We start from the raw sequence: 19016 nt of genomic DNA on the forward strand, positions 1-19016 counted from the left end.
CGCCATGACATCAGCCAAAGGGGGGCGGATCGCAAGGTCCGCCCCTTTTGCTTTGGCGATGCTTCGACGAACCGCTGGGCGGCTCGACAAAGGGTTGATGGAAACCGACTGCGGGCAACATCGTTGGAAAGGTTCATGCTATTGAAATCCTGCGGGGGAAGGCAGGCGGAAGCTGCGTCCAGACCCCGGCTTGCCTGCGCTTGACCCTGCCTTGACCCCACCCAGGCCCGCGATTGCGGGTTGTTTCACGGGAAACATACGCCATGCCGTTCCTGCCCCGCCCCATTGCCCGCCCCCTGCTGCTTGCCGGTGCCATGCTGGCCGTTGCAGCCCCGGTCTACGCGCAGGACAGCGCCCCGCTCTCCGACGCGCAACTGGCCACCTTTGCCCCGTCAAACGCGCCGAATAACGACAAGATCGATTATTCGATCTGGGACGAGGCGATGAAAAACATCGTTATTTCCATGGGCCCATCCCTGCGCCAAGGCGCACCCCGCCCTGACCCAAGCATGGGAACCCGCCGCCAGTACGGCCATGTCTCGCGCTACCGGCTCGAAGGCACGCGGGTGATGTTCAGCTTCCTCGATTCCGACGTGATCGCGAGCTTCACCGAATATCGCAAGGATCTGGAAAACACCGCCGATATCGTTGATATCCAGTCGCTTTCCCGCAACGAACAGTTGGCCTACTGGATCAACCTCCACAATGTCGCGATGGTCGAACAGATCGCCAACGCCTGGCCGATCCGGCAACCGCGCGAGATCAAGGTCGGCGGCGTCCCCCTGGACGAGGCACGCTTTATCACGGTCGAAGGCATCGCGTTGTCCCCGCGCGATATCCGCGAAAAGATCGTCTATCGTCACTGGAAAGATCCGGTGGTGATGTACGGTTTCTGGCGCGGGGAAATCGGTGGTCCATCGTTGCAGCGCGAAGCCTTCAACGCCGATAATGTCGGGCGCCTGCTGATCCGCGGCGCGGGCGATTTCGTCAATTCGCTTCGTGGCTCGCAGGAACTCGGCGGCAAGCTGCAAGTGTCTGAACTCTACAAGGAAGCCGCGCCGTTCTTCTTCCCCGATTTCGAGAATGATGTCCGCGCCCACCTTGCCCGCTATGCCGATGACAAGACCAGCGCGCTGATCGCCAAGACCGGCAGCATTGATCCCAGCATCACGGAACACGATATCGCTGATCTTGAAGGCGGCGTGCGCGAGCCGACCTACCAGAACATCACCTCGAACGGCATTCCCACCAGCTTCCGCATCCCGCAGAGCATGGCCGCCCTGCTGCGCGAGCGCGAGACCAAGTTCCAGGAGATCATCCGTCAGGGCCGCACCGGCACGGTCACCTTCAGCAACATCACTTTGCCCGATGACCCCGCCGACAAGGATAAGGACGAGGTGGAGTAACCGCGCCTTTCCCACCTGAACACCTGTTCATCCCCGGTTTATCCGATTGAGATAAAATCGCTTTCGGACGGGCCGACTCCATCTGGTGGGAGAGATGATATGGTGCCGAAATATGTGATTGCTTTGGTCGCGGGCTCCGTTCTGGTGACACCTGCATTGGCATCCGAACTGGTAGTGGAACAACCCCGGCCAGCGGATGATCCGGGGCTGCATTACGTTCCGCCTATCAAGGATGCTGCCGCGCAGCAGCGCAGCGTCGACGATCATCTCGCAGCCTTCGCCCCCACTACCGCTCCGATCCGCCACACCATCGATTACGAAATCTGGGATTGGGCGCTCAAGAACATCCTGATCTCGATGGGCCCATCGGACCGGCTGAGCGCGCCAAGCCCACCGCCGTTGACCGGCTCACGCCTGAAAAGCGGGCCGCAATCGCGCTATCGGCTGGAAGGCTCGCTCGTGCTGTTCCGGTTCTTCGATCAGAAGGTCATCGCAAGTTTCTCCGAATACCGTCAGGATCTCGAAAGCGTTGTCGAAACACTCGACATCTCCACACTCCCGCGCAACGAGCAGCTCGCCTATTGGATCAACCTTCACAACGTCGCCATGATGGAGCAGATCGCCAAGGAATGGCCCGTGCGCGAGCCGCGCGAAATCGCGGTTGACGGCGTACCGCTTGACCAGGCGAAGTTCATCAACCTGCGCGGCATTCCGGTGTCGCTGCGCGATATCCGCGAGAACATCGTCTATCGCCACTGGAAAAACCCCAAGGTGATCTATGGTTTCTGGCGCGGCGAGATCGGCGGGCCGCAGTTGCAGTCCTATGCCTTCACGGGGGCGAATGTCACATCGTTGCTGGATGTCGCCGCGGCCGATTTTGTGAACTCGTTGCGCGGCACCCAGAAGATCCACGGCAAGCTGGCGGTATCGGAGCTCTATGCCGAAGTCGCGCCGTTCTACTTCCCCGATTTCGAGAATGATCTGCGCGCGCATCTGGCCGTATATGCCGAAGAGCCTGTGAAAGAACTGATGGCGAAAACCGGTCTGACAGTCGCCACGATCCGGGAGGCCGACATTGCGGATTTGCACGGCGGTGCCCGTCCACCGGCCTACCTGCTGGTTGATTCGCAGCCGGGCGTGGCCACGGACCAGCCGGTCTGCAACTCACGGTGGGGGCAGGCTGCGTGCGATCTGCTGGTTGCCCGTTCGAGAAAGCTGCAACGCATGAAGCGCCGCGATCAGCCGATCTCGCGGGTGTTCTTCTCGAACATCGATCTGCCCGGCGATCCGCCGAACAAGAACGCCGTCGAATAGCTTTTCGTCTGGCGCGCGGCCCGCGTGGGGTTGCCGCCAGCCATTCCCGGCTGTTACGTCCGCGCATAATGGCGGGGGACGATCAGATCTTATGACAGCGCGTGCAATCGGCCTGATCCTCGGCCCCCTTGCGTTTGCACTGACAGCATTGGTGCCGCCACCCGGAGCCATGCCTGCATCCGCGTGGCTGGTGGCGGGACTGGTGCTGTGGATGGCCGCGTGGTGGATGACCGAGGCGGTGCCGCTGGCCGTAACGGCGCTGCTGCCCTTTGTGGTGCTGCCGCTGGCCGGGGTATCGACGGCGAATGAAACGGCCGGCGACTACTATTCCCCGATCCTGTTCCTGCTGCTGGGCGGAGCCTTCGTCGCCCTTGCCATCGAACGCACCGGGCTGCACCGGCGGCTGAGCCTGGCGATCCTGCGCGGTGTGGGCGCGCATGGCGGTCCGGCGCGCTTGCTGCTGGCCTTCATGATTGCAGCGGCGCTGCTTTCCATGCTGATTTCCAATACCTCGACCTCGCTGATCATGATGCCGATGGCGCTGGCGGTGCTCGAAGGGGGGCTCGGCAAGAGCGCGGAGGGCGCCCCGCCCCGACAGGAAGGCATTGCGGGCGCTCTTCCCATGGGCATCGCTTTTGCGGCCAGCATCGGCGGGCTGGGCACCATCGTCGGATCGCCCACCAATGCGATTGCAGTCGGCCTGCTGGACGAGATCGCGGGCGTGCGGATCAGCTTTATCGAATGGTCGCTTTATGGTGTGCCGGTGGTGGTTCTGGGCATACCGCTGGCGGCGTGGATCGTGGCGCGGGTGCAGCGAGTGGGCGCATACACTTTCGATGTCGCCGCTGCACGGGCCGCAATTGCCAGCCATTCCCGCTGGAGCGCGCCAGAAGCGCGGCTGTCGCTGATCGTGGCGCTGACCTTCATCGGCTGGGTCACGCAGCCGCTGGTCGCTCCCCTGCTTCCCGACGGTTCATGGACCGATGGCACCATCGCGGTGATCGCGGCGCTGGCATTGTTCCTGATCCCCGATGGCACGGGCCGTCCGCTGCTGGTGTGGAAAGAGGCCGATCGCGCGCCGTGGGGTGTGATTTTCATGTTCGGCGGCGGGCTGGCGCTGGCGGGCGGGATGCAGGCTTCGGGCCTTGCCGATTGGGTCGGGCAGGCGCTGCTACCGCTGGAAAACTGGCCGTTGCTTCTGGTCGCAGTCGCCGTGGTCGCGCTGGTGATCGTGGTGACCGAATTCGCCAGCAATGTCGCCACTGCAACGGGGATCATCCCGGTCGTCGCCGCGCTGGTGGTGGCATTGGGGGCCGATCCGGTGCTGCTTGCCCTGCCCGCCGCGCTGGCGGCCAGCTGGGGCTTCATGTTGCCCGCCGGCACCGGGCCGAACGCCATCGCATGGGCCACAGGGCGCATCCGGATCGACCGGATGATTACGGCCGGCGCGCTGCTTGATGTGGCGGGAATCGCGCTGATTATCGGCGTGGTATGGGTGATCGCGGCGATCACCTGAGGTTTCATGCAGACTGTCTGAAACTGCGGTTGCAGCGCTTGCCACGCTGCGCGCCCGGCGATAATCGCGACCCATTCCAGCGGCGGCTGCGGAGAGGCGTTCCTGCGGAGGTTAGGAACGGGTGCCCTGCCCGCTGCGACTGGCCCCCGCCTTCCTGGGGGCATATGTCTTGGAAGGACAATCTGTCATGACCGACGCTGTCGATGCAACTGACACCCCCACGCCGCGCCGCAAACCCAAACCCGGCATCCGTGAAATCGGCGGTCGGCCGCTGAAACCGTCCACCCTGATGATGGGCCACGGCTATGACCCGGTCTTGTCCGAAGGATCGCTGAAGGCCCCGATCTTCCTTACATCGACCTTCGCGTTTGAAAGCGCGGCGGCGGGCAAGCGCCATTTCGAAGGCATTACCGGCCTGCGTGAAGGCGGCGCGGAAGGCCTTGTCTATTCACGTTTCAACGGCCCCAATCAGGAAATCTTGGAAGACCGGCTCGCCGTGTGGGACGGGGCCGAAGATGCGCTGGCCTTCAGCAGCGGGATGACCGCGATCTGCGTGCTGATGATGGCCTATGCCAACCAGAACGACGTGATCGTCCATTCCGGCCCGCTTTATGCCGCATCGGAAGGGTTCGTCGCCAAGGTGCTGAGCCGTTTCGGCGTCACCTATGTCGATTTCCCCGCCGGGGCGACCCGCGCCGATCTGGACGCGGCGCTGGAAAAGGCCAGGCGCCAGGCCGAGGCACAGGGCGGCAAGGTAGCGATGATCTACCTCGAAAGCCCCGCCAACCCGACCAATGCGCTGGTCGATGTCGAGGCGGTGCGCGATGCGCGCGATGCCCATCTGGCGGATACCCCGATCGCCATCGACAACACCTTCCTTGGCCCGCTGTGGTCGCGCCCGCTGGAACATGGCGCGGACATCGTCGCCTATTCGCTGACCAAATATGTCGGCGGCCATTCCGATCTGGTTGCGGGCAGCCTTGCGGGTGCGAAGCGCTGGATGGACCCGGTGCGGGCGCTGCGCAACACCATGGGCGGGATCGTCGATCCCAATACCGCGTGGATGCTGCTGCGGTCGCTGGAAACGGTCGAACTCAGGATGCAGCGCGCAGGCGAGAATGCGGCGAAGGTGTGCGAATTCCTGCGCGGTCATCCCAAGGTCGAAGGGCTGGGCTACCTCGGATTTATCGAAGACCCGCGGCAGCGCGACATCTATGATCGCCACTGCCTTGGGGCCGGATCGACCTTCTCCCTATTCATCAAGGGCGGCGAGGCGGAGAGTTTCGCATTCCTCGATCACCTGACCATCGCCAAGCTGGCGGTCAGCCTTGGCGGGACGGAAACGCTGGCAAGCCACCCGGCTTCGATGACCCACCTTTCGGTGCCGCAGGCGCGCAAGGATCTGCTGGGGATCACCGATAATCTGGTGCGCATCAGCGTCGGGATCGAGGATGCCGATGATCTGATCGCCGATTTTGCCCAGGCGCTGGATCATGTGTGAGACCCGCCAATGTTTCACGTGAAACATTGGCGAAGCGGGAGGCAAGGCGAGGCTAGAAGGGGTCTAGAGGGGGTCTAGACGCGGCTAACGGGGGTCTGGATGGGCCTGAACCGGGCAAAAAACCCGCCGGGCCTCCGCGCCGCGCAAAAATCCCAGTCGATTATTTCCCTCACCTGCTAGATCACAGGCAGGTGAGGGGAAAAGCCAGCATGACAGACAGCCGCAAACCCGTTTTCCTTGTGATCGGTGCAGGCGCCGGGATCGGCGGCAATGCCGCGCTGCGCTTTGCCGCAGGGGGCTATCACTCCGTCCTCGCCCGCCGCAGTGACGAGGACGGTCTGGCACGGCTGGTGGGGGAAATCGAGGCGGCGGGCGGATCGGCCAGCGGCACCCTGCTCAACGCCGCAGAGGATGGCGCGATCGAGGAACTGGTCGCCCGCACCGAAGCCGATATCGGCCCCGTCCACTGCGCGCTCTACAACCTTGGCGCGCAGATCGGGAACCGCGCCCTGCCCGATACCCCGCACCGGATCTTCGAACTCGGCTGGCGGCTTGGCACCTATGGCGTGTTCCGGCTCGCCCACGCGCTGTTTCCGGCGATGGTGGAGCGGGCGAAGACCGGCGCGCATGGCACATTGCTGGTCACGTCAGCCACCGCAGCCGTGCGCGGCAATGCCGGCCAGCACAGCCATGCCGCAGCCATGGGAGGACGGCGGATGCTGTGCCAGACCCTGAATGCCGAATTCGCCCCGCAAGGCGTTCACGTTGCACACGTCGTGGTCGATGGCGCGGTCGATGCCCCCGATACGCTGGGCAAGCTGCTGGGCGACAAGTTTGAAGGCTTCAAGGCAGGCAAGGGCCGCGACGGGGTGATCGATCCCGCCGCGCTCGCCGAAACCTACTGGCACCTCGCCCACCAGCCGCGCAATTGCTGGAGCCACGAGGTCGACGTGCGCCCGTGGACCGACGTGCCATGGTGGAACGACAACCCCGACCCGCAAATCGACAGCCGCGGCAAGGGGTTTGCGGGGCCGCGTGACGGGGACTGACGCATCCTATCCCTAGGGCCCATCCCTTGTCGGCCGCAGGTGCAGGGCATATCTGCACAGCACCATGAACTTGTCCCCACGCGAAGCCCGCAACCCCTCCCCGAAGAGGCCGCTGTTCCAGCCGGAAACCTATGTCAGCGCCGCGGTGCGCCGCAACCGCCGGATTCCGGCAATCCTGCTGGCTGCGCCGATGGTGATCGCATTTGCGTGGTTGCGGTGGGATCAGGGCAGCATGATCGGCTGGGCGGTGTCCGGCCCCCGCCTTGCTGCGGGGCAGTTCGAATTGATCGTGCTGCACATGTTTGCCCACGGCGGGCTGCTGCATATCGGCTTCAATCTGGCGGCGCTGGCGGCGCTGGGGCCTTTGGTGATGGAGCGCCTTGGCCCGCTGGGGCCGCGCAGTCTGGCGGCGTTTTTGCTGCTGTTTCTGGGCTGCGGGCTTGGCGGTCTGGCTTTCTGGCTGGCAATCAATCCCGACAGCACGATCCCGATGCTGGGCGCTTCGGGGGCAATCTTCGGCCTGCTCGGCTTTCTGATGCGCCAGCCCGATCCGCAAGCGGCGCCAGTGGCGCTGTTCAGCCCGCAGTTTGGCAAAGCCTTTGCCGAATGGTTCAAGCTGCACATCCCGCTGGTGGCGCTATTCGCCATTCCCATGCTGCTGGGCGGCAGCAATTTCGGGCTGGCATGGGAATCACATCTCGGTGGATTTCTTGCCGGATTGCTGCTGTGCAGGCTGATCTGGGCATTGGCCGGTGGACGGCCCGACTGGATGTTTGACCCGAACTATCGGGCGTAATTCGCTTACCCGCGCCACTCGCGGCGTTCCTCGGCAGCGCGCAGGACTTCGTAACTGGTCTGGATCAGCTGGAACGTCTTGGCCGCTTCGGCATCGCCGGGCTTTACATCGGGGTGCACTTCCTTGGCGCGGGAGCGATAGGCCTTTTTCACAGCGTTGAAATCGGCATCGGCTTCCAGCCCCAGCACTTCCAGCGCCCGCATTTCATCGGCACTGCGCGAACCGTCGCCCGATCCGGCCCAGCCGTAGTGGGCGCTCTCGGCGTAACCTGCGCTTTCCTGCCGTTCGGCATGGGCGCGTTCTTCCTTCTCGGCCTTGTCCAGACCTTCAAAGTAATCCCACCCGGAATTGTATTCGGCCGCATGTTTCTGGCAGAAATACCACCGGTCGCGGCTGTTGGGCGCCTTGGGCGCAGGACAATTGCCCGGTTCATCGCAGCCGTGGCGATCGCAGATGCGCACATTGGTCGCTTCCTGCGAGGAGCCATAGGCCCGCCAGCGCGGGAAGCCCCAGTCCATGGACCGCCTGGCGCGGCTCACCGGGAATCACCGCTGGTGCGGGACGGCATGATGTTGGTCGATGGCATGAGGCGTTCAATCTAGGGGAAGTGGCAGCTTATGGGAAGGCGTGAGAATACGGGAACCGGTTGCAATGTGAAATGTTGCATTGCGATAGGCTGCTTCGCAGCCAGATGTCCGCCCATGAAAGATCACATTATGAGCCCGCAATTGACCCTTTCCAGCCTGTTTTCGGTGCTCGCGCTGGCCGGCCTGTGCGTGGTTACGGGCGTGCGCGATCTGACCGGACATGATTTGCCAGCGATCACGGGGACGGATTACGCCCTGCCCCATGCAATACAGGCCGGGGTTTCGCCCGGCCTGCTTGCTGATTGATCGGGTAAAACGCGCTTCTAGTTGATGATCACCGAAGCGGCGCGGCGGTTCTGCGCCCATGCGCTTTCGTTGGAAGCCAGCGCCACCGGACGCTCCTTACCGAAGCTCACCACAGAAATCCGGCCCGGATCGACGCCGAGGCTGACCAGATAATTCTTGGCCGAATTGGCGCGCTTTTCGCCCAGCGCCAGATTGTATTCGCGCGTGCCGCGTTCATCGGCGTGGCCTTCGATGGTGAAGGTGATCTGCGGATAGCGCGCGAAATACTGCGCCTGTGCCTGCAAGGCGGCGGCATCCTGCGTATCGATGTTGAACCGGTCGGTGTCGAAATAGATCGTGGTTGACGAACCGACGGCTCCGGCAAAATGCGCCTGCGTGCCGACCTGCGCGCCGGTGGGCTGGGTTGGCTGGGTAGGCCCGGTGGTGACCGGCCCGGCCTCCGGCGGCGGGGGCAGAACTTCCGGAGCCTTCTTGGAGCAGGCTGCAAGGCCGGTGGCCGAAGCCAGCAGCAGGATCGTGGCAAGCTTGGTGTTCATCGCTTGGTTCCTTTCATTCATTCGGGGGAGGAAAATCAGGGACGGATCGGTCCCCACGCCGGGTCGGACGCATCGACAGGGGTGGGCAGGCGGCGTTCATTCTGGCCGGTCAGATCGACCTGCCAGATGCCCGATCGCCCGGTATTTCTTTCCGTGCGGAAGAACTGGATGATGCGGCCATTGGGCGCCCATGTGGGGGCTTCATCCTGCCAGCCGCGCGTCAGCACCCGCATCCCGCCGCCGCCGGTGTTCATCACCGCGATGTTGAAATCGCCCGCAATCCGCGTGAAGGCGATCTGATCACCGCGCGGGCTCCATTCCGGCGTCGCGCAGCGTCCGCCGAAAAAGCTGATGCGCTTCTGGTTCCGGCCGTCGGCATCCATCACATAGCACTGCTGGCTGCCCGAACGGTCGCTTTCGAACACGATCTTGGTGCCATCGGGCGAATAGGAACCGCCGACGTCGATGCCGGGGTTATCGGTCAGCTTGACGCTCGCGCCTCCGGTGGCGGGCACGCGGTAGATATCGGTATTGCCCGCCACGGCCATCGCATAAAGGATGTGCTTGCCATCGGGCGACCAGCGCGGGGCGATGGTGGGATTGCGGTTTTCGGTCACCAGCGTCTGCTTGCCCGTGCCGATGTCATAGACATAGATGCGCGGATTGCCGTCGACATAGCTGAGGTACAGGATCTTCGAATAATCGGGCGAATAACGCGGGGTGAGCGCGGTGGCACTGCCCAGCGTCAGGAAGCGGTGGTTCGCCCCGTCGCTGTCCATGATCGCCAATCGCTTCACGCGGCGATCCTTGGGGCCGGTTTCCGCGATATAGGCAATGCGGCTGTCGAAGAACGGGCTTTCCCCCGTCAGGCGGCTGAAGATCAGATCGCTGCACTTGTGCGCGGCGCGGCGCCAATCGGCAGGGGCCACCACCCAGCCTTCACGCACCAATTCGTTCTGCAAGGCGACATCGTAAAGATAGCAGCCGACCACCAGACGCCCGTCATCGCGCGCGCGGACATAGCCGTGCACCAGCATTTCGGCATTGCGCCCGCTCCAGGTGGAAAACGCCGGCGCGGTGATCTGGGGGAATTCAGGCTGCGGCAGGCTGTCAGGGCCGACCGGCTTGAACAAGCCGTTGTTGCGCAGGTTGGCGGTGATCACCCGCGCCACCTCGCGCCCCAGCGCGCCGGTGCCAGCCTCGTTGGCAGGGGTGGCGCGGTCACGGTCGGTGGCGAAGGCGGGGATGGCGATACCGATATCGGACCATGCGGATTCGTCGGTGACGGTGCCGCGCAGCGGGCCATCGCTGTCACCTTCCACCGCGACGCTTTCAACCGGCTGATCCTCGCCCAGCGGCGCGCCAAGATCCTGCGCGGATGCGGGTTCGGCGAACGGCGCGGCGAACAGGGCAGCAGTGATGAGGAACGCGAACTTCTTGATCATGTCAGAGCCTTCGGTCGAATTGCCATTCGAGCGCTTTCCAGCGGTCGTAGAATTGGTCGGGCAGGTTGAACGGCGCGGCCCGTTGTACGGCGCGGATTGCGCGCTCGCAATGCAGGCCAGCCTGCGGGCGGTTGCTTTCGGTTATGCTCGCCGGAGCGGTGCGGCACCGCGGTGTGCCGCGCAGACTTCCGTCGGCATTGAGATCCCAGCTGACGGTCGAAATCAGCAGTTCCGCGTCGAGCCCCGAAGGCGCGGTCCAGTGGGGCCGCAGCTGGCGGGTGATGGCCGATGACAGCGCGGCACGTTCGGCGCTGCCGAATGTCGCTGCCGGAGCGCGGGTTTCATTGCTCGTCGTCGAACTGCCCCGCCCTTCGAGGAAATCGTCACCGATACGGCTGCCCCCACCGCTATTGGCGGTGCGGGTCGGTGCCGGGGTGCTGGTCGGGCGCGGTGCGGGGGCGGAACTGGCTCGCGGTGCAGGCGTGCGATCGGGGCGCGAGCGTTCGCGCGAAGGGGCCGGCTGGGTCGGCGCCGCGGTCGAACGGGCTGCGGTGGTCGGCTGCGGCCTTGGCCGGGGTGCGGGCGCTCGCTCTACCCGCTCCGGCGGGGCCGTTTGGGGCTCTGGCGCAGGCGCAGGATCATCGCTCAGCGTCGGTGCAATCGCGGCCCGGCTTTCTGCCACAGGATCGGGCGAAGCTGCCTCCAGCCCCACCTCGGTTGCCAGGCTCACCGTCATCCGTTCAGGGAAGACCGAAACCTCGCTCCGCACCGTCTGCATCAACAACACGGCCACCAGCGCGCCGTGCAGCACGATGGCCGCGGCAAAACCGACCTTTTCATCGTTGCGGAGCGCGATTTCTGCCATTGTGCCCTTCGGACTATGGGGCCGAAACTGAACCATCGGTGACCAGCGAGATCGAAGTAAAGCCTGCCCGGCCCAACTCGCCCATAACCTGCATCACTCTGCCGTAATCGAGGCTGCGATCGCCGCGCAGCACCACCAGCGGCTGTTCGCCCCCGAGGTCCAGCGCTTCGAGCGCGGCGGGAAGCCCGCCTGCGGCAACTGCGGTGTCTTCGATATAGATGGTGCCAGCGCGGTCGATCGAGATGGTGATCTGGTCGGGCTGCTCCTCCACCGCCGCAGCCCGGCTTTCGGGCAGTTCAACCGGAACGCCGACGGCAGGCAGTGTCACCGTCACCATGAAGATGATCAGCAACACCAGCATCACGTCCACCAGCGGGGTGACGTTGATTTCGGCCATCGCCGCATGACGGCCGCGTTTGCGCCGGCGGCGGGAGGATAGATTTACAGCCATGAGGTCTCCTCCCCCGTTCGCCTCGAGCGAAGTCGAGAGGCTGTGCAGAGTGTCTCGACTTCGCTCGACACGAACGGTTTGCGAAGCACCGCCATCATCACGCCCGGTCCAGCTCGCGGCTCAGGCCGGTGTGGAGCCGGTCGGCAAAGCGCTGCAATCCGGCCTCGTACTTGTCGACCGCGCCGCCAAAGCGGTTGAATGCGATCACCGCCGGAATGGCTGCGAACAGCCCGATTGCGGTGGCGAACAGCGCCTCTGCGATACCGGGGGCGACCACGGCAAGGCTGGCGCTTTGCTGCGCACCAATCTGGAAAAAGCTGTTCATGATCCCCCAGACCGTGCCGAACAGGCCGACAAACGGCGCGACCGAGCCGACCGTGGCGAGGAAATTGAGCCGCCCCGACAATTCGTCGGCCTCTTCGGCAATCTGGCTGTCCATCGCCGCGTGGATGCGCTGGCGGGTGGCATCACGGTCAACCGGCTGCTTGGCGGTGGACTTGCGCCATTCGTCGAGACCTGCAGCGGCAACACGGGCCGATGGCACTTCCTTACGCACCGATTTGGTCAGCAGGGCCTCTCGGTCACGCTGTTCCCAGAACTCGGCTTCGTATTCGCGGGACTTTTTCGTCAATCCGCCGATCCGCATGCTGAATGACACGATGATCATCCACACCCAGATGCTGGCAAGGATCAGGCCGACCATCACGGCCTGCACAATGATATCGGCCTGCAAAAACAGTTCGACAGGATCGAGCCGGGTGGCGGCAGGCGCGGCGGCGGCGCTGAGCAGGGCAAGCGTCACAGTGTCAGTTATCCTCGGTCATGAAAGTCTGGAAAGCAGCGCGCCATGCGGCAGGCTGGCGGCGCGGGCGGCCATCAAGGGTAATGAAGCCGACCCGCAGGTGGGCTTCGCACAGGATATCGTCGTCGCGGCGGGCGATCTGGTGCATCCGGCACGATGCCGCGCCAAGTTCGGTGCAGCGGGTTTCGATCACCACATCATCATCCAGCTTTGCGGGGCGCAGATATTTCAGATTGACCTCGGACAGGGCATAGGCGCCCTCCCCACTTTCAATCGCGGCGCGTTGATCAATGCCGAGCAGCCGCAGCAGATCGCTGCGCGCGCGTTCGAACCAGCGCAGATAATTGGCGTGGTAGGTGATGCCCGAAAGATCGGTATCCTCGTAATATACCCGCACCGCGTACAAATGCCGCGCACCATCGAGGATGCCGCCGGGAGGATTGGGAGAGGTCATCACGCGCCACCTAGCGCAGCAGGGAATCGCTGCAAAGCGGGGAGTTGCGTTTTGTCGATGAACGGCAGTGGAACGGCGGCTGAGTGCCCTTACCGCCGGGCGATTATCGGTCGCAACGCGACCGCAAGGCCGACTGGCCGCCCGCAGCGACGCGGCCGCAAGGCCGCATGAGCGAGGAAAATGCAGCCCGGACGGGCTGCATTACTTACAAATCATGCGACCCAAGGGCTCTCCGCCGAAGATATGGATATGAAGATGCGGCACTTCCTGCCCGCCATGCGCGCCGATATTGGCCATCAGGCGATAACCCGGCTCGACCAGGCCTTTTGCGCGCGCCACTTCGCCTGCGGCGCGAATGAACCCGGCGATTTCGGCATCGGAGGCCTTGGCGGAAAAATCGTCCCAGCTGACATAGCGGCCCTTGGGGATCACCAGCGTGTGCACTTCGGCCTGCGGGTTGATGTCCTCGAAGGCGAAGGCCCAGTCGTCTTCATAGACCTTGCTGGAGGGGATCTCCCCACGCAGGATCTTGGCGAAGATGTTGTTGTCGTCATAGGGCAAGGTCGGGTCGATCGGCATTATTCGCTCCGTGATGCTTTCTCGTCGAGGCCTGACACGCCTTCGCGCCGGTCAAGTTCGGCGAAAACCTGTTCCAGCGCCACGCCCTTTTCGGCGAGCAGCACCATGAGGTGAAACAGCAGGTCAGCGGCTTCGCCCACCAGTTCGGCTTCATCACCGGCGAGCGCGGCAATCACCGTCTCGGTCGCTTCCTCGCCCAATTTCTGGGCGATTTTGTTCAGCCCTTTGGCATGAAGCTTCGCGACGTAGCTTTCGTCCGGCGAGGCAAGGCGGCGCTGGGCGATGGTGGCTTCAAGGCGGGAAAGGGTGTCGGGCACTCGATTTCTCTCGTCATTGCGAGCGCCGCAGGCGCGCGGCAATCCATGGACTAACCGTTCCCGCCGGTGGACAGGTTCGGTCATGGATTGGTTGGCCTACGGCCAGCTTCGCTACCGCTACGCTCGCAATGACGAATATTCAACCGCGCGCAGGCAAGCCCGCGTCCCGCAATGCCTTGTGCGCCTCGGCAATGGTGTGGGTGCCGAAGTGGAAGATGCTCGCCGCCAGCACCGCGCTGGCGTGGCCTTTCGTCACGCCATCGACGAGATGATCGAGGCTGCCGACACCGCCGCTGGCGATCACCGGCACGCTGACGGCATCGGCGATGGTGCGGGTCAGATCGAGGTCATAGCCACGCTGCGTCCCGTCGCCGTCCATGCTGGTAACGAGCAATTCGCCCGCCCCCAAACCGGCAACCTGCATCGCATATTCGACCGCGTCGATGCCAGTGGGCTTGCGCCCGCCATGGGTGAAGATTTCCCAGTTCCCGCGCGGTGTCCGGCGCGCATCGACGCTGGCGACGACGCACTGGCTGCCGAAGCGTGAAGCAATTTCGCCGACCAGTTCGGGACGGGCGACAGCGGCAGAATTCACCGCCACCTTGTCTGCCCCCGCGAGCAGCAGCGCGCGCGCATCCTCGGGCGAGCGCACCCCGCCGCCGACGGTCAGCGGCATGAAGCACACCTCCGCCGTGCGCCGCACCATATCAAGCAAGGTGCCGCGCCCTTCGTGGCTGGCGGAAATGTCGAGAAAACACAGCTCGTCCGCCCCCGCCGCATCATAGGCCCGCGCCTGTTCGACCGGATCGCCCGCGTCTTTCAGATCGACGAAATTGACGCCCTTCACCACGCGGCCATTCGCCACGTCGAGACAGGGGATGACGCGGATGCGGACGGTCACCGCGTTTCCGCCTTTAGGCCAATCGCAATCGCCGCCGCCAGATCGAGCCGCCCTTCATACAGCGCCCGCCCGGTGATCACCCCTTCGATCCCCTCATGCGCGTGCAGGGCCAGCATATGGATATCGTCCAGCCCCTTCACGCCTCCACTGGCGATCACCGGAATGTCCACGCGGCGCGCGAGATCGACGGTCGCCTCGATGTTCACGCCCTTGAGCAGGCCGTCGCGGCCAATGTCGGTGAACAGCAGCGAGGCAACGCCGGCATCCTCGAACCGGCGGGCGAGATCGACCACGGGCACATCGGATACTTCTGCCCAGCCTTCGGTCGCGACCATGCCGTCCTTGGCATCCACCGCGACCACGATGCCGCCTTCCCATTCGCGCGCCATGTCTTTCACGAATTCGGGGTTCTTGAGCGCGGCGGAACCCATTACCACCCGCGCCACGCCAAGGTTGAACCAGCCTTCGACAGCCGCCGCATCACGGATGCCGCCGCCCAGTTGGACGTAACCGGGGAAGGCTTCGATGATGGCTTCGACAGCAGCACGGTTGCGGCTTTCGCCCGCAAAGCTGCCGTCGAGATCGACCACGTGCAGGTGTTCGGCCCCGGCATCGGCAAAGATCAATGCCTGCTGCGCCGGGTTGTCGCCATAGATCGTGGCGCGCTCCATGTCGCCTTCGGCAAGGCGCACGACTTGGCCACCTTTGAGGTCGATGGCGGGAAATACGATCACGGGAACCACTCCAGAAAGCGCCGGAGCGTTGCCAGACCATAGCCCTGGCTCTTTTCCGGATGAAACTGCACGCCGATGATGTTGTCGCGGGCCACGGCGGCCACCAGCCCTTCGCCGTGATCGGTCATCGCGGCGACATCGTGCGGATTGGCGGCATCGAAGTGGTAGGAGTGGAGGAAATAGGCCTCGCCCTCCTCGATCACCGCGTGATCCCGCGCATGGGGCATCATCGCGACATCGTTCCAGCCCATATGTGGCACCTTGATCGCGGTGTCGGTCGGCTGGATCAGCCGCACCGCGCCCGCGATCCAGCCGAGGCCGGGGGTCTCGCCATGTTCAAGCCCCCTGTCGGCCAGCAATTGCATGCCGACGCAGATGCCGAGGAACGGTGCACCGCCCACCTGCACCCGCTCGGTCATGGCCTCGACCATATGCGGGATGGCGCGCAGGCCTTCGGCGCAGGCCTTGAAGCTGCCGACACCGGGCAGCACGATCCGGTCAGCGGCGCGCACCACGTAAGGATCGGCGGTCACAGTCACCTGCGCGCCCGCCGCCTTCAGGGCATTGTGCACAGAATGAAGGTTGCCCGCGCCGTAATCCACGAGAGCGACCACCTCACCCACCGAAAGCCTCCAGCCCCGGCCCGACAAAGCGCGGAGTCCACTCGATGATGGTGAGATCGGCCAACTGGTGCTGCATGAACGGGTCACTCATCAGCAGCGCCTCGGCCTCGTCGCGGCTGGATGCCTTCACGAAGATCAGCCCGCCATCGCGCGGCTCTCGCGGGCCCCATGCGAGGAAATGTCCGGCGTCATGTCCGGCTTTCAGCCATGCCAGATGATCGGCCAGCACTGCATCGATCCGGTCGATCGGCACCGTATACGTCAACGATGCGATGAAGATGCTAGCCACCGAGCTGCCCCTTGGTGCTGGGAATCGCGCCGCCCTTGCGCGGATCGCGCTCCACCGCCTGCCGCATGGCGCGGGCGAAGCCTTTATACAGGCTCTCGCAGATGTGGTGGTTGTTGCTGCCATAAAGCAGTTCCATGTGCAGCGTGATCCCGGCGCTCTGGCTGACGGAATGGAACCAGTGTTCGATCAGCTCGGTGTCCCATTCGCCCAGCTTTTCCTGCGTGAATTTCGCCTTCCAAACCAGAAAAGGCCGCCCCGAAATATCCAGCGCCACGCGGCTCAGCGTTTCGTCCATCGGTGAATAGGCCGCGCCGTACCGCCCGATCCCGGCCTTGTCGCCCAAAGCCTGCGCAATCGCCTGCCCCAGCGCAATCGCCGAATCCTCGGTGGTGTGGTGCTGATCGACATGCAGGTCGCCTTCGACCTTCATGGTCACATCAATCAGCGAATGGCGGCTGAACTGTTCGACCATATGATCGAGAAACCCGATGCCGGTGGATACATCATAGGCGCCCGTCCCGTCGAGATCGACGGCGATGGCGATTTTGGTCTCGGTGGTGTTGCGTGTCACCGAGCCGGTGCGGGCGGGGAAATTGGCCATGCTTCGCGCTATAGTCGGCTCGCCGCGCATGACAAGCATCAGGCGAAGGCTCCAAAAGGCTTGACCAAAACCGATCACCCCGCCACGATTCAGACCGTGATGAACCAAGATGCACCCGATAGCCTGATCCCCTATGACGAGATCGTGCAGGAAGCCCTGCGTGCCGTAGTCGGCCGGGTGCTCGGCACAATCGTCAGCGGCGGCAGCACCTTGCCCGGCGCGCACCATTTCTACATCACCTTCAAGACCGGCGCGCCCGGCGTGTCCATCCCGCCGCACCTGCGCGAACGGTTCCCCGATGAAATGACCATCGTGCTGCAGAACAAGTTCTGGGATCTGGAGGTTCTGCCGCACAGTTTCACGGTCAGCCTGACCTTCAATCAGGTGCCTGCCAAACTGGTGATTCCCTTCGCCGCGATCACCGCCTTTGTTGATCCGGCGGTGGATTTCGGGCTGCAATTCCAGGCCGCGGTCGATGAATTGGCCCCTGAAATGCATGATGATGCCGAAAATGACGGGCCCGATGGCGACGGTGATGGCGATGGCTCCAACGTCGTCAGCGTCGATTTCGGGCGGAAGAAGTAGTGGTGATGGCGCGTCTGCGGAGATCAAGGCCCTCAAAGAAGACGGCCCAATCCCCCGCCGATAGCGGCGCGCAGGGCGCGCAATCCGGCAAGGGAATCGCAGGACTTCCCCTGCCCAGCCCCAGCGCCGCGACCAATCTGGTGATTGCCGACATCGTCATGCGTGCCGCCAGCGGCCTGCTGCGCAAGCGGATGGAAAAGGGCATGCTGATCAAAAGCTATGACAGCGCCCGCGCTGAAAAGCTGGTCGATGGCCGCGGCGTCGCCGCCACCGTTGCGCTGTGGGGCGCCAGCCGCCTTGCCACACGGTCCCCGATCGGACTGGCTGTGATTGCCGGCGGCCTGGCCGCCAAGGTGCTTTATGATCGCGGCAAGCAGATCCAAACCGACCGCCGTTCGCGCAAGGTGCCCGGCACCAAAGCCTGATCACCGCTTGATTTGTGGCACCCATATGGGGCAACGGGCGATATGGGCGATACCTCACATCATACAGACGACAGGCTCCACCGCCGGGGCCTGATGTTCATCCTTTCCTCGCCATCGGGCGCAGGCAAGACGACCCTTTCGCGGATGCTGCTGGCCAGGGACGGCGAAATCAAGCTGTCGGTATCAGCCACCACCCGCCCGCCGCGCGCCGGAGAGATCGACGGGGTGCACTACCACTTCGTCACGCCCGAACAGTTCGACGCGATGATCGAGGAAGACGATTTCTACGAATGGGCCGAAGTGTTCGGCCATCGTTATGGCACGCCCAAGGGCGCGATCCGCGCCGCTTTGAAGGATGGGCAGGATTTCCTGTTCGATATCGACTGGCAGGGCACCCAGCAGCTTTACCAGAAAGACCAGCAGGATGTGGTGCGGGTGTTCATCCTGCCCCCGTCAATCGATGAACTCCACCGCCGGCTTCAGGGCCGCGCGACCGACAGCGCCGAAGTCATCAACGCCCGCATGGAACGCGCCCACGCCGAAATCAGCCACTGGGACGGGTATGATTATGTCATCATCAATGATGACGTGAACGTCTGCTTCGAAAAGGTGCACGCCATCCTTGAGGCCGAGCGGATGAGGCGCCAGCGCCAGACCGGGCTGATCCCGTTTGTGCGCGGATTGATGGGCTAACGGCCCGGCCGCTTTAACTAGTTTCCGAATTCCGGCGGTATCTCGTCCGGCCCGCGTCCGGGTTCGTCGATGTCCGGCGGGGTCGGCTCGGTTTCGGGCGGCTGCGGTTCGACCGGTTCGCTGGGCTGCGGCGGGGTTTCTTGCGGCTGCTCGGCAGGTTCGATCGTGTCAGGCTTTGTTGGAGGGATAGTGGCCATCGGCTGTCTCCGCTTGATTTCCAGGGGCTTGGTTTTTCGGGTGT

Annotated in this window: 25 protein-coding genes; 10 read left to right on the forward strand and 15 right to left on the reverse strand. The window is 63.9% G+C overall.

What is annotated here, in order from left to right:
- The first annotated feature begins 263 nt into the window (after positions 1 to 263).
- From IP79_RS00195 to IP79_RS00220, 6 genes are all read left to right on the forward strand, one after another.
- A complete protein-coding gene (locus tag IP79_RS00195; protein WP_054117252.1) occupies positions 264 to 1406 on the forward strand; it encodes a DUF547 domain-containing protein in 1143 nt (380 codons plus the stop codon).
- A 99-nt stretch (positions 1407 to 1505) separates the two neighbouring features.
- A complete protein-coding gene (locus tag IP79_RS00200) occupies positions 1506 to 2720 on the forward strand; it encodes a DUF547 domain-containing protein (RefSeq protein ID WP_054117253.1) in 1215 nt (404 codons plus the stop codon).
- 91 nt (positions 2721 to 2811) lie between these two features.
- Positions 2812 to 4236 (forward strand): SLC13 family permease, encoded by a 1425-nt coding sequence (locus tag IP79_RS00205; protein ID WP_054117254.1) that lies wholly within the window; start codon positions 2812 to 2814, stop codon positions 4234 to 4236.
- Positions 4237 to 4423: 187 nt separating this feature from the next.
- Positions 4424 to 5737: a cystathionine gamma-synthase family protein gene (locus IP79_RS00210; RefSeq protein WP_054117255.1), complete on the forward strand. Its 1314-nt coding sequence runs from the start codon at positions 4424 to 4426 to the stop codon at positions 5735 to 5737.
- Positions 5738 to 5946: 209 nt separating this feature from the next.
- Positions 5947 to 6786, forward strand: a complete 840-nt coding sequence (locus IP79_RS00215; RefSeq protein WP_054117256.1) for an SDR family NAD(P)-dependent oxidoreductase — start codon at positions 5947 to 5949, stop codon at positions 6784 to 6786.
- A gap of 64 nt (positions 6787 to 6850) precedes the next feature.
- Complete coding sequence (locus IP79_RS00220; RefSeq protein ID WP_054117257.1) at positions 6851 to 7582, forward strand: rhomboid family intramembrane serine protease; 732 nt, start codon at positions 6851 to 6853, stop codon at positions 7580 to 7582.
- Positions 7583 to 7587: 5 nt separating this feature from the next.
- On the opposite strand, the gene IP79_RS00225 is transcribed toward IP79_RS00220, so the two are convergent.
- Complete coding sequence (locus IP79_RS00225; protein WP_054117258.1) at positions 7588 to 8121, reverse strand: J domain-containing protein; 534 nt, start codon at positions 8119 to 8121, stop codon at positions 7588 to 7590.
- Between the two features lie 162 nt (positions 8122 to 8283).
- Here IP79_RS00225 and IP79_RS00230 point away from each other — a divergent pair, with 162 nt between their 5' ends.
- The gene (locus IP79_RS00230; RefSeq protein WP_054117259.1) at positions 8284 to 8475 is read left to right on the forward strand and encodes a hypothetical protein; all 192 of its coding nucleotides are present in this window, start codon (positions 8284 to 8286) and stop codon (positions 8473 to 8475) included.
- Positions 8476 to 8492: 17 nt separating this feature from the next.
- Here IP79_RS00230 and pal read toward each other — a convergent pair whose 3' ends face one another.
- The 13 genes from pal to hisB all read right to left on the reverse strand — a co-directional run bounded on the left by pal (position 8493) and on the right by hisB (position 17072).
- Positions 8493 to 9011 (reverse strand): peptidoglycan-associated lipoprotein Pal, encoded by a 519-nt coding sequence (pal, locus tag IP79_RS00235; protein WP_197273695.1) that lies wholly within the window; start codon positions 9009 to 9011, stop codon positions 8493 to 8495.
- Positions 9012 to 9046: 35 nt separating this feature from the next.
- A complete protein-coding gene (gene tolB, locus IP79_RS00240) occupies positions 9047 to 10456 on the reverse strand; it encodes a Tol-Pal system beta propeller repeat protein TolB (protein ID WP_054117260.1) in 1410 nt (469 codons plus the stop codon).
- Between the two features lies 1 nt (position 10457).
- Complete coding sequence (locus IP79_RS00245) at positions 10458 to 11321, reverse strand: hypothetical protein (protein WP_054117261.1); 864 nt, start codon at positions 11319 to 11321, stop codon at positions 10458 to 10460.
- A 13-nt stretch (positions 11322 to 11334) separates the two neighbouring features.
- Positions 11335 to 11772, reverse strand: a complete 438-nt coding sequence (locus tag IP79_RS00250) for an ExbD/TolR family protein (RefSeq protein ID WP_054117262.1) — start codon at positions 11770 to 11772, stop codon at positions 11335 to 11337.
- A 97-nt stretch (positions 11773 to 11869) separates the two neighbouring features.
- Positions 11870 to 12574: a protein TolQ gene (gene tolQ, locus IP79_RS00255; RefSeq protein ID WP_054117263.1), complete on the reverse strand. Its 705-nt coding sequence runs from the start codon at positions 12572 to 12574 to the stop codon at positions 11870 to 11872.
- A gap of 4 nt (positions 12575 to 12578) precedes the next feature.
- Positions 12579 to 13028 carry a YbgC/FadM family acyl-CoA thioesterase gene (locus IP79_RS00260; RefSeq protein ID WP_054117264.1) on the reverse strand — a complete coding sequence of 150 codons (450 nt, stop codon included), beginning with the start codon at positions 13026 to 13028 and terminating at the stop codon, positions 12579 to 12581.
- A 201-nt stretch (positions 13029 to 13229) separates the two neighbouring features.
- A complete protein-coding gene (locus IP79_RS00265; RefSeq protein WP_054117265.1) occupies positions 13230 to 13607 on the reverse strand; it encodes a histidine triad nucleotide-binding protein in 378 nt (125 codons plus the stop codon).
- Positions 13607 to 13924, reverse strand: coding sequence for a phosphoribosyl-ATP diphosphatase (locus tag IP79_RS00270; RefSeq protein WP_054117266.1), 318 nt, complete (start codon positions 13922 to 13924; stop codon positions 13607 to 13609). The genes IP79_RS00265 and IP79_RS00270 overlap by 1 nt, the downstream gene beginning before the upstream one ends.
- 139 nt (positions 13925 to 14063) lie before the next feature.
- Positions 14064 to 14825, reverse strand: coding sequence for an imidazole glycerol phosphate synthase subunit HisF (gene hisF, locus IP79_RS00275; protein ID WP_054117267.1), 762 nt, complete (start codon positions 14823 to 14825; stop codon positions 14064 to 14066).
- Complete coding sequence (gene hisA / locus IP79_RS00280; RefSeq protein ID WP_054117268.1) at positions 14822 to 15559, reverse strand: 1-(5-phosphoribosyl)-5-[(5-phosphoribosylamino)methylideneamino]imidazole-4-carboxamide isomerase; 738 nt, start codon at positions 15557 to 15559, stop codon at positions 14822 to 14824. The genes hisF and hisA overlap by 4 nt, the downstream gene beginning before the upstream one ends.
- Complete coding sequence (gene hisH, locus IP79_RS00285; RefSeq protein WP_054117269.1) at positions 15556 to 16182, reverse strand: imidazole glycerol phosphate synthase subunit HisH; 627 nt, start codon at positions 16180 to 16182, stop codon at positions 15556 to 15558. Before hisH ends, hisA begins: the two co-directional genes overlap by 4 nt.
- Positions 16175 to 16471 carry a YciI family protein gene (locus IP79_RS00290; RefSeq protein WP_054117270.1) on the reverse strand — a complete coding sequence of 99 codons (297 nt, stop codon included), beginning with the start codon at positions 16469 to 16471 and terminating at the stop codon, positions 16175 to 16177. Before IP79_RS00290 ends, hisH begins: the two co-directional genes overlap by 8 nt.
- Complete coding sequence (gene hisB / locus IP79_RS00295; protein ID WP_054117271.1) at positions 16464 to 17072, reverse strand: imidazoleglycerol-phosphate dehydratase HisB; 609 nt, start codon at positions 17070 to 17072, stop codon at positions 16464 to 16466. The genes IP79_RS00290 and hisB overlap by 8 nt, the downstream gene beginning before the upstream one ends.
- 99 nt (positions 17073 to 17171) lie before the next feature.
- On the opposite strand from hisB, the gene IP79_RS00300 reads away from it, so the two are divergent.
- Genes IP79_RS00300 through gmk form a run of 3 tightly spaced genes read left to right on the forward strand, consistent with a single transcriptional unit; the run spans position 17172 to position 18775 of the window.
- Positions 17172 to 17657, forward strand: a complete 486-nt coding sequence (locus tag IP79_RS00300; protein WP_054117303.1) for an SspB family protein — start codon at positions 17172 to 17174, stop codon at positions 17655 to 17657.
- A 5-nt stretch (positions 17658 to 17662) separates the two neighbouring features.
- On the forward strand, positions 17663 to 18082 hold the full coding sequence (locus IP79_RS00305) for a hypothetical protein (RefSeq protein WP_156317980.1): 420 nt from the start codon (positions 17663 to 17665) through the stop codon (positions 18080 to 18082).
- A 42-nt stretch (positions 18083 to 18124) separates the two neighbouring features.
- A complete protein-coding gene (gene gmk, locus IP79_RS00310; RefSeq protein WP_054117273.1) occupies positions 18125 to 18775 on the forward strand; it encodes a guanylate kinase in 651 nt (216 codons plus the stop codon).
- Positions 18776 to 18792: 17 nt separating this feature from the next.
- Here gmk and IP79_RS00315 read toward each other — a convergent pair whose 3' ends face one another.
- Positions 18793 to 18972: a hypothetical protein gene (locus IP79_RS00315; protein ID WP_054117274.1), complete on the reverse strand. Its 180-nt coding sequence runs from the start codon at positions 18970 to 18972 to the stop codon at positions 18793 to 18795.
- Positions 18973 to 19016: the final 44 nt, after the last annotated feature.

Source organism: Porphyrobacter sp. AAP60, assembly GCF_001296025.1.
Lineage (GTDB): Bacteria > Pseudomonadota > Alphaproteobacteria > Sphingomonadales > Sphingomonadaceae > Erythrobacter.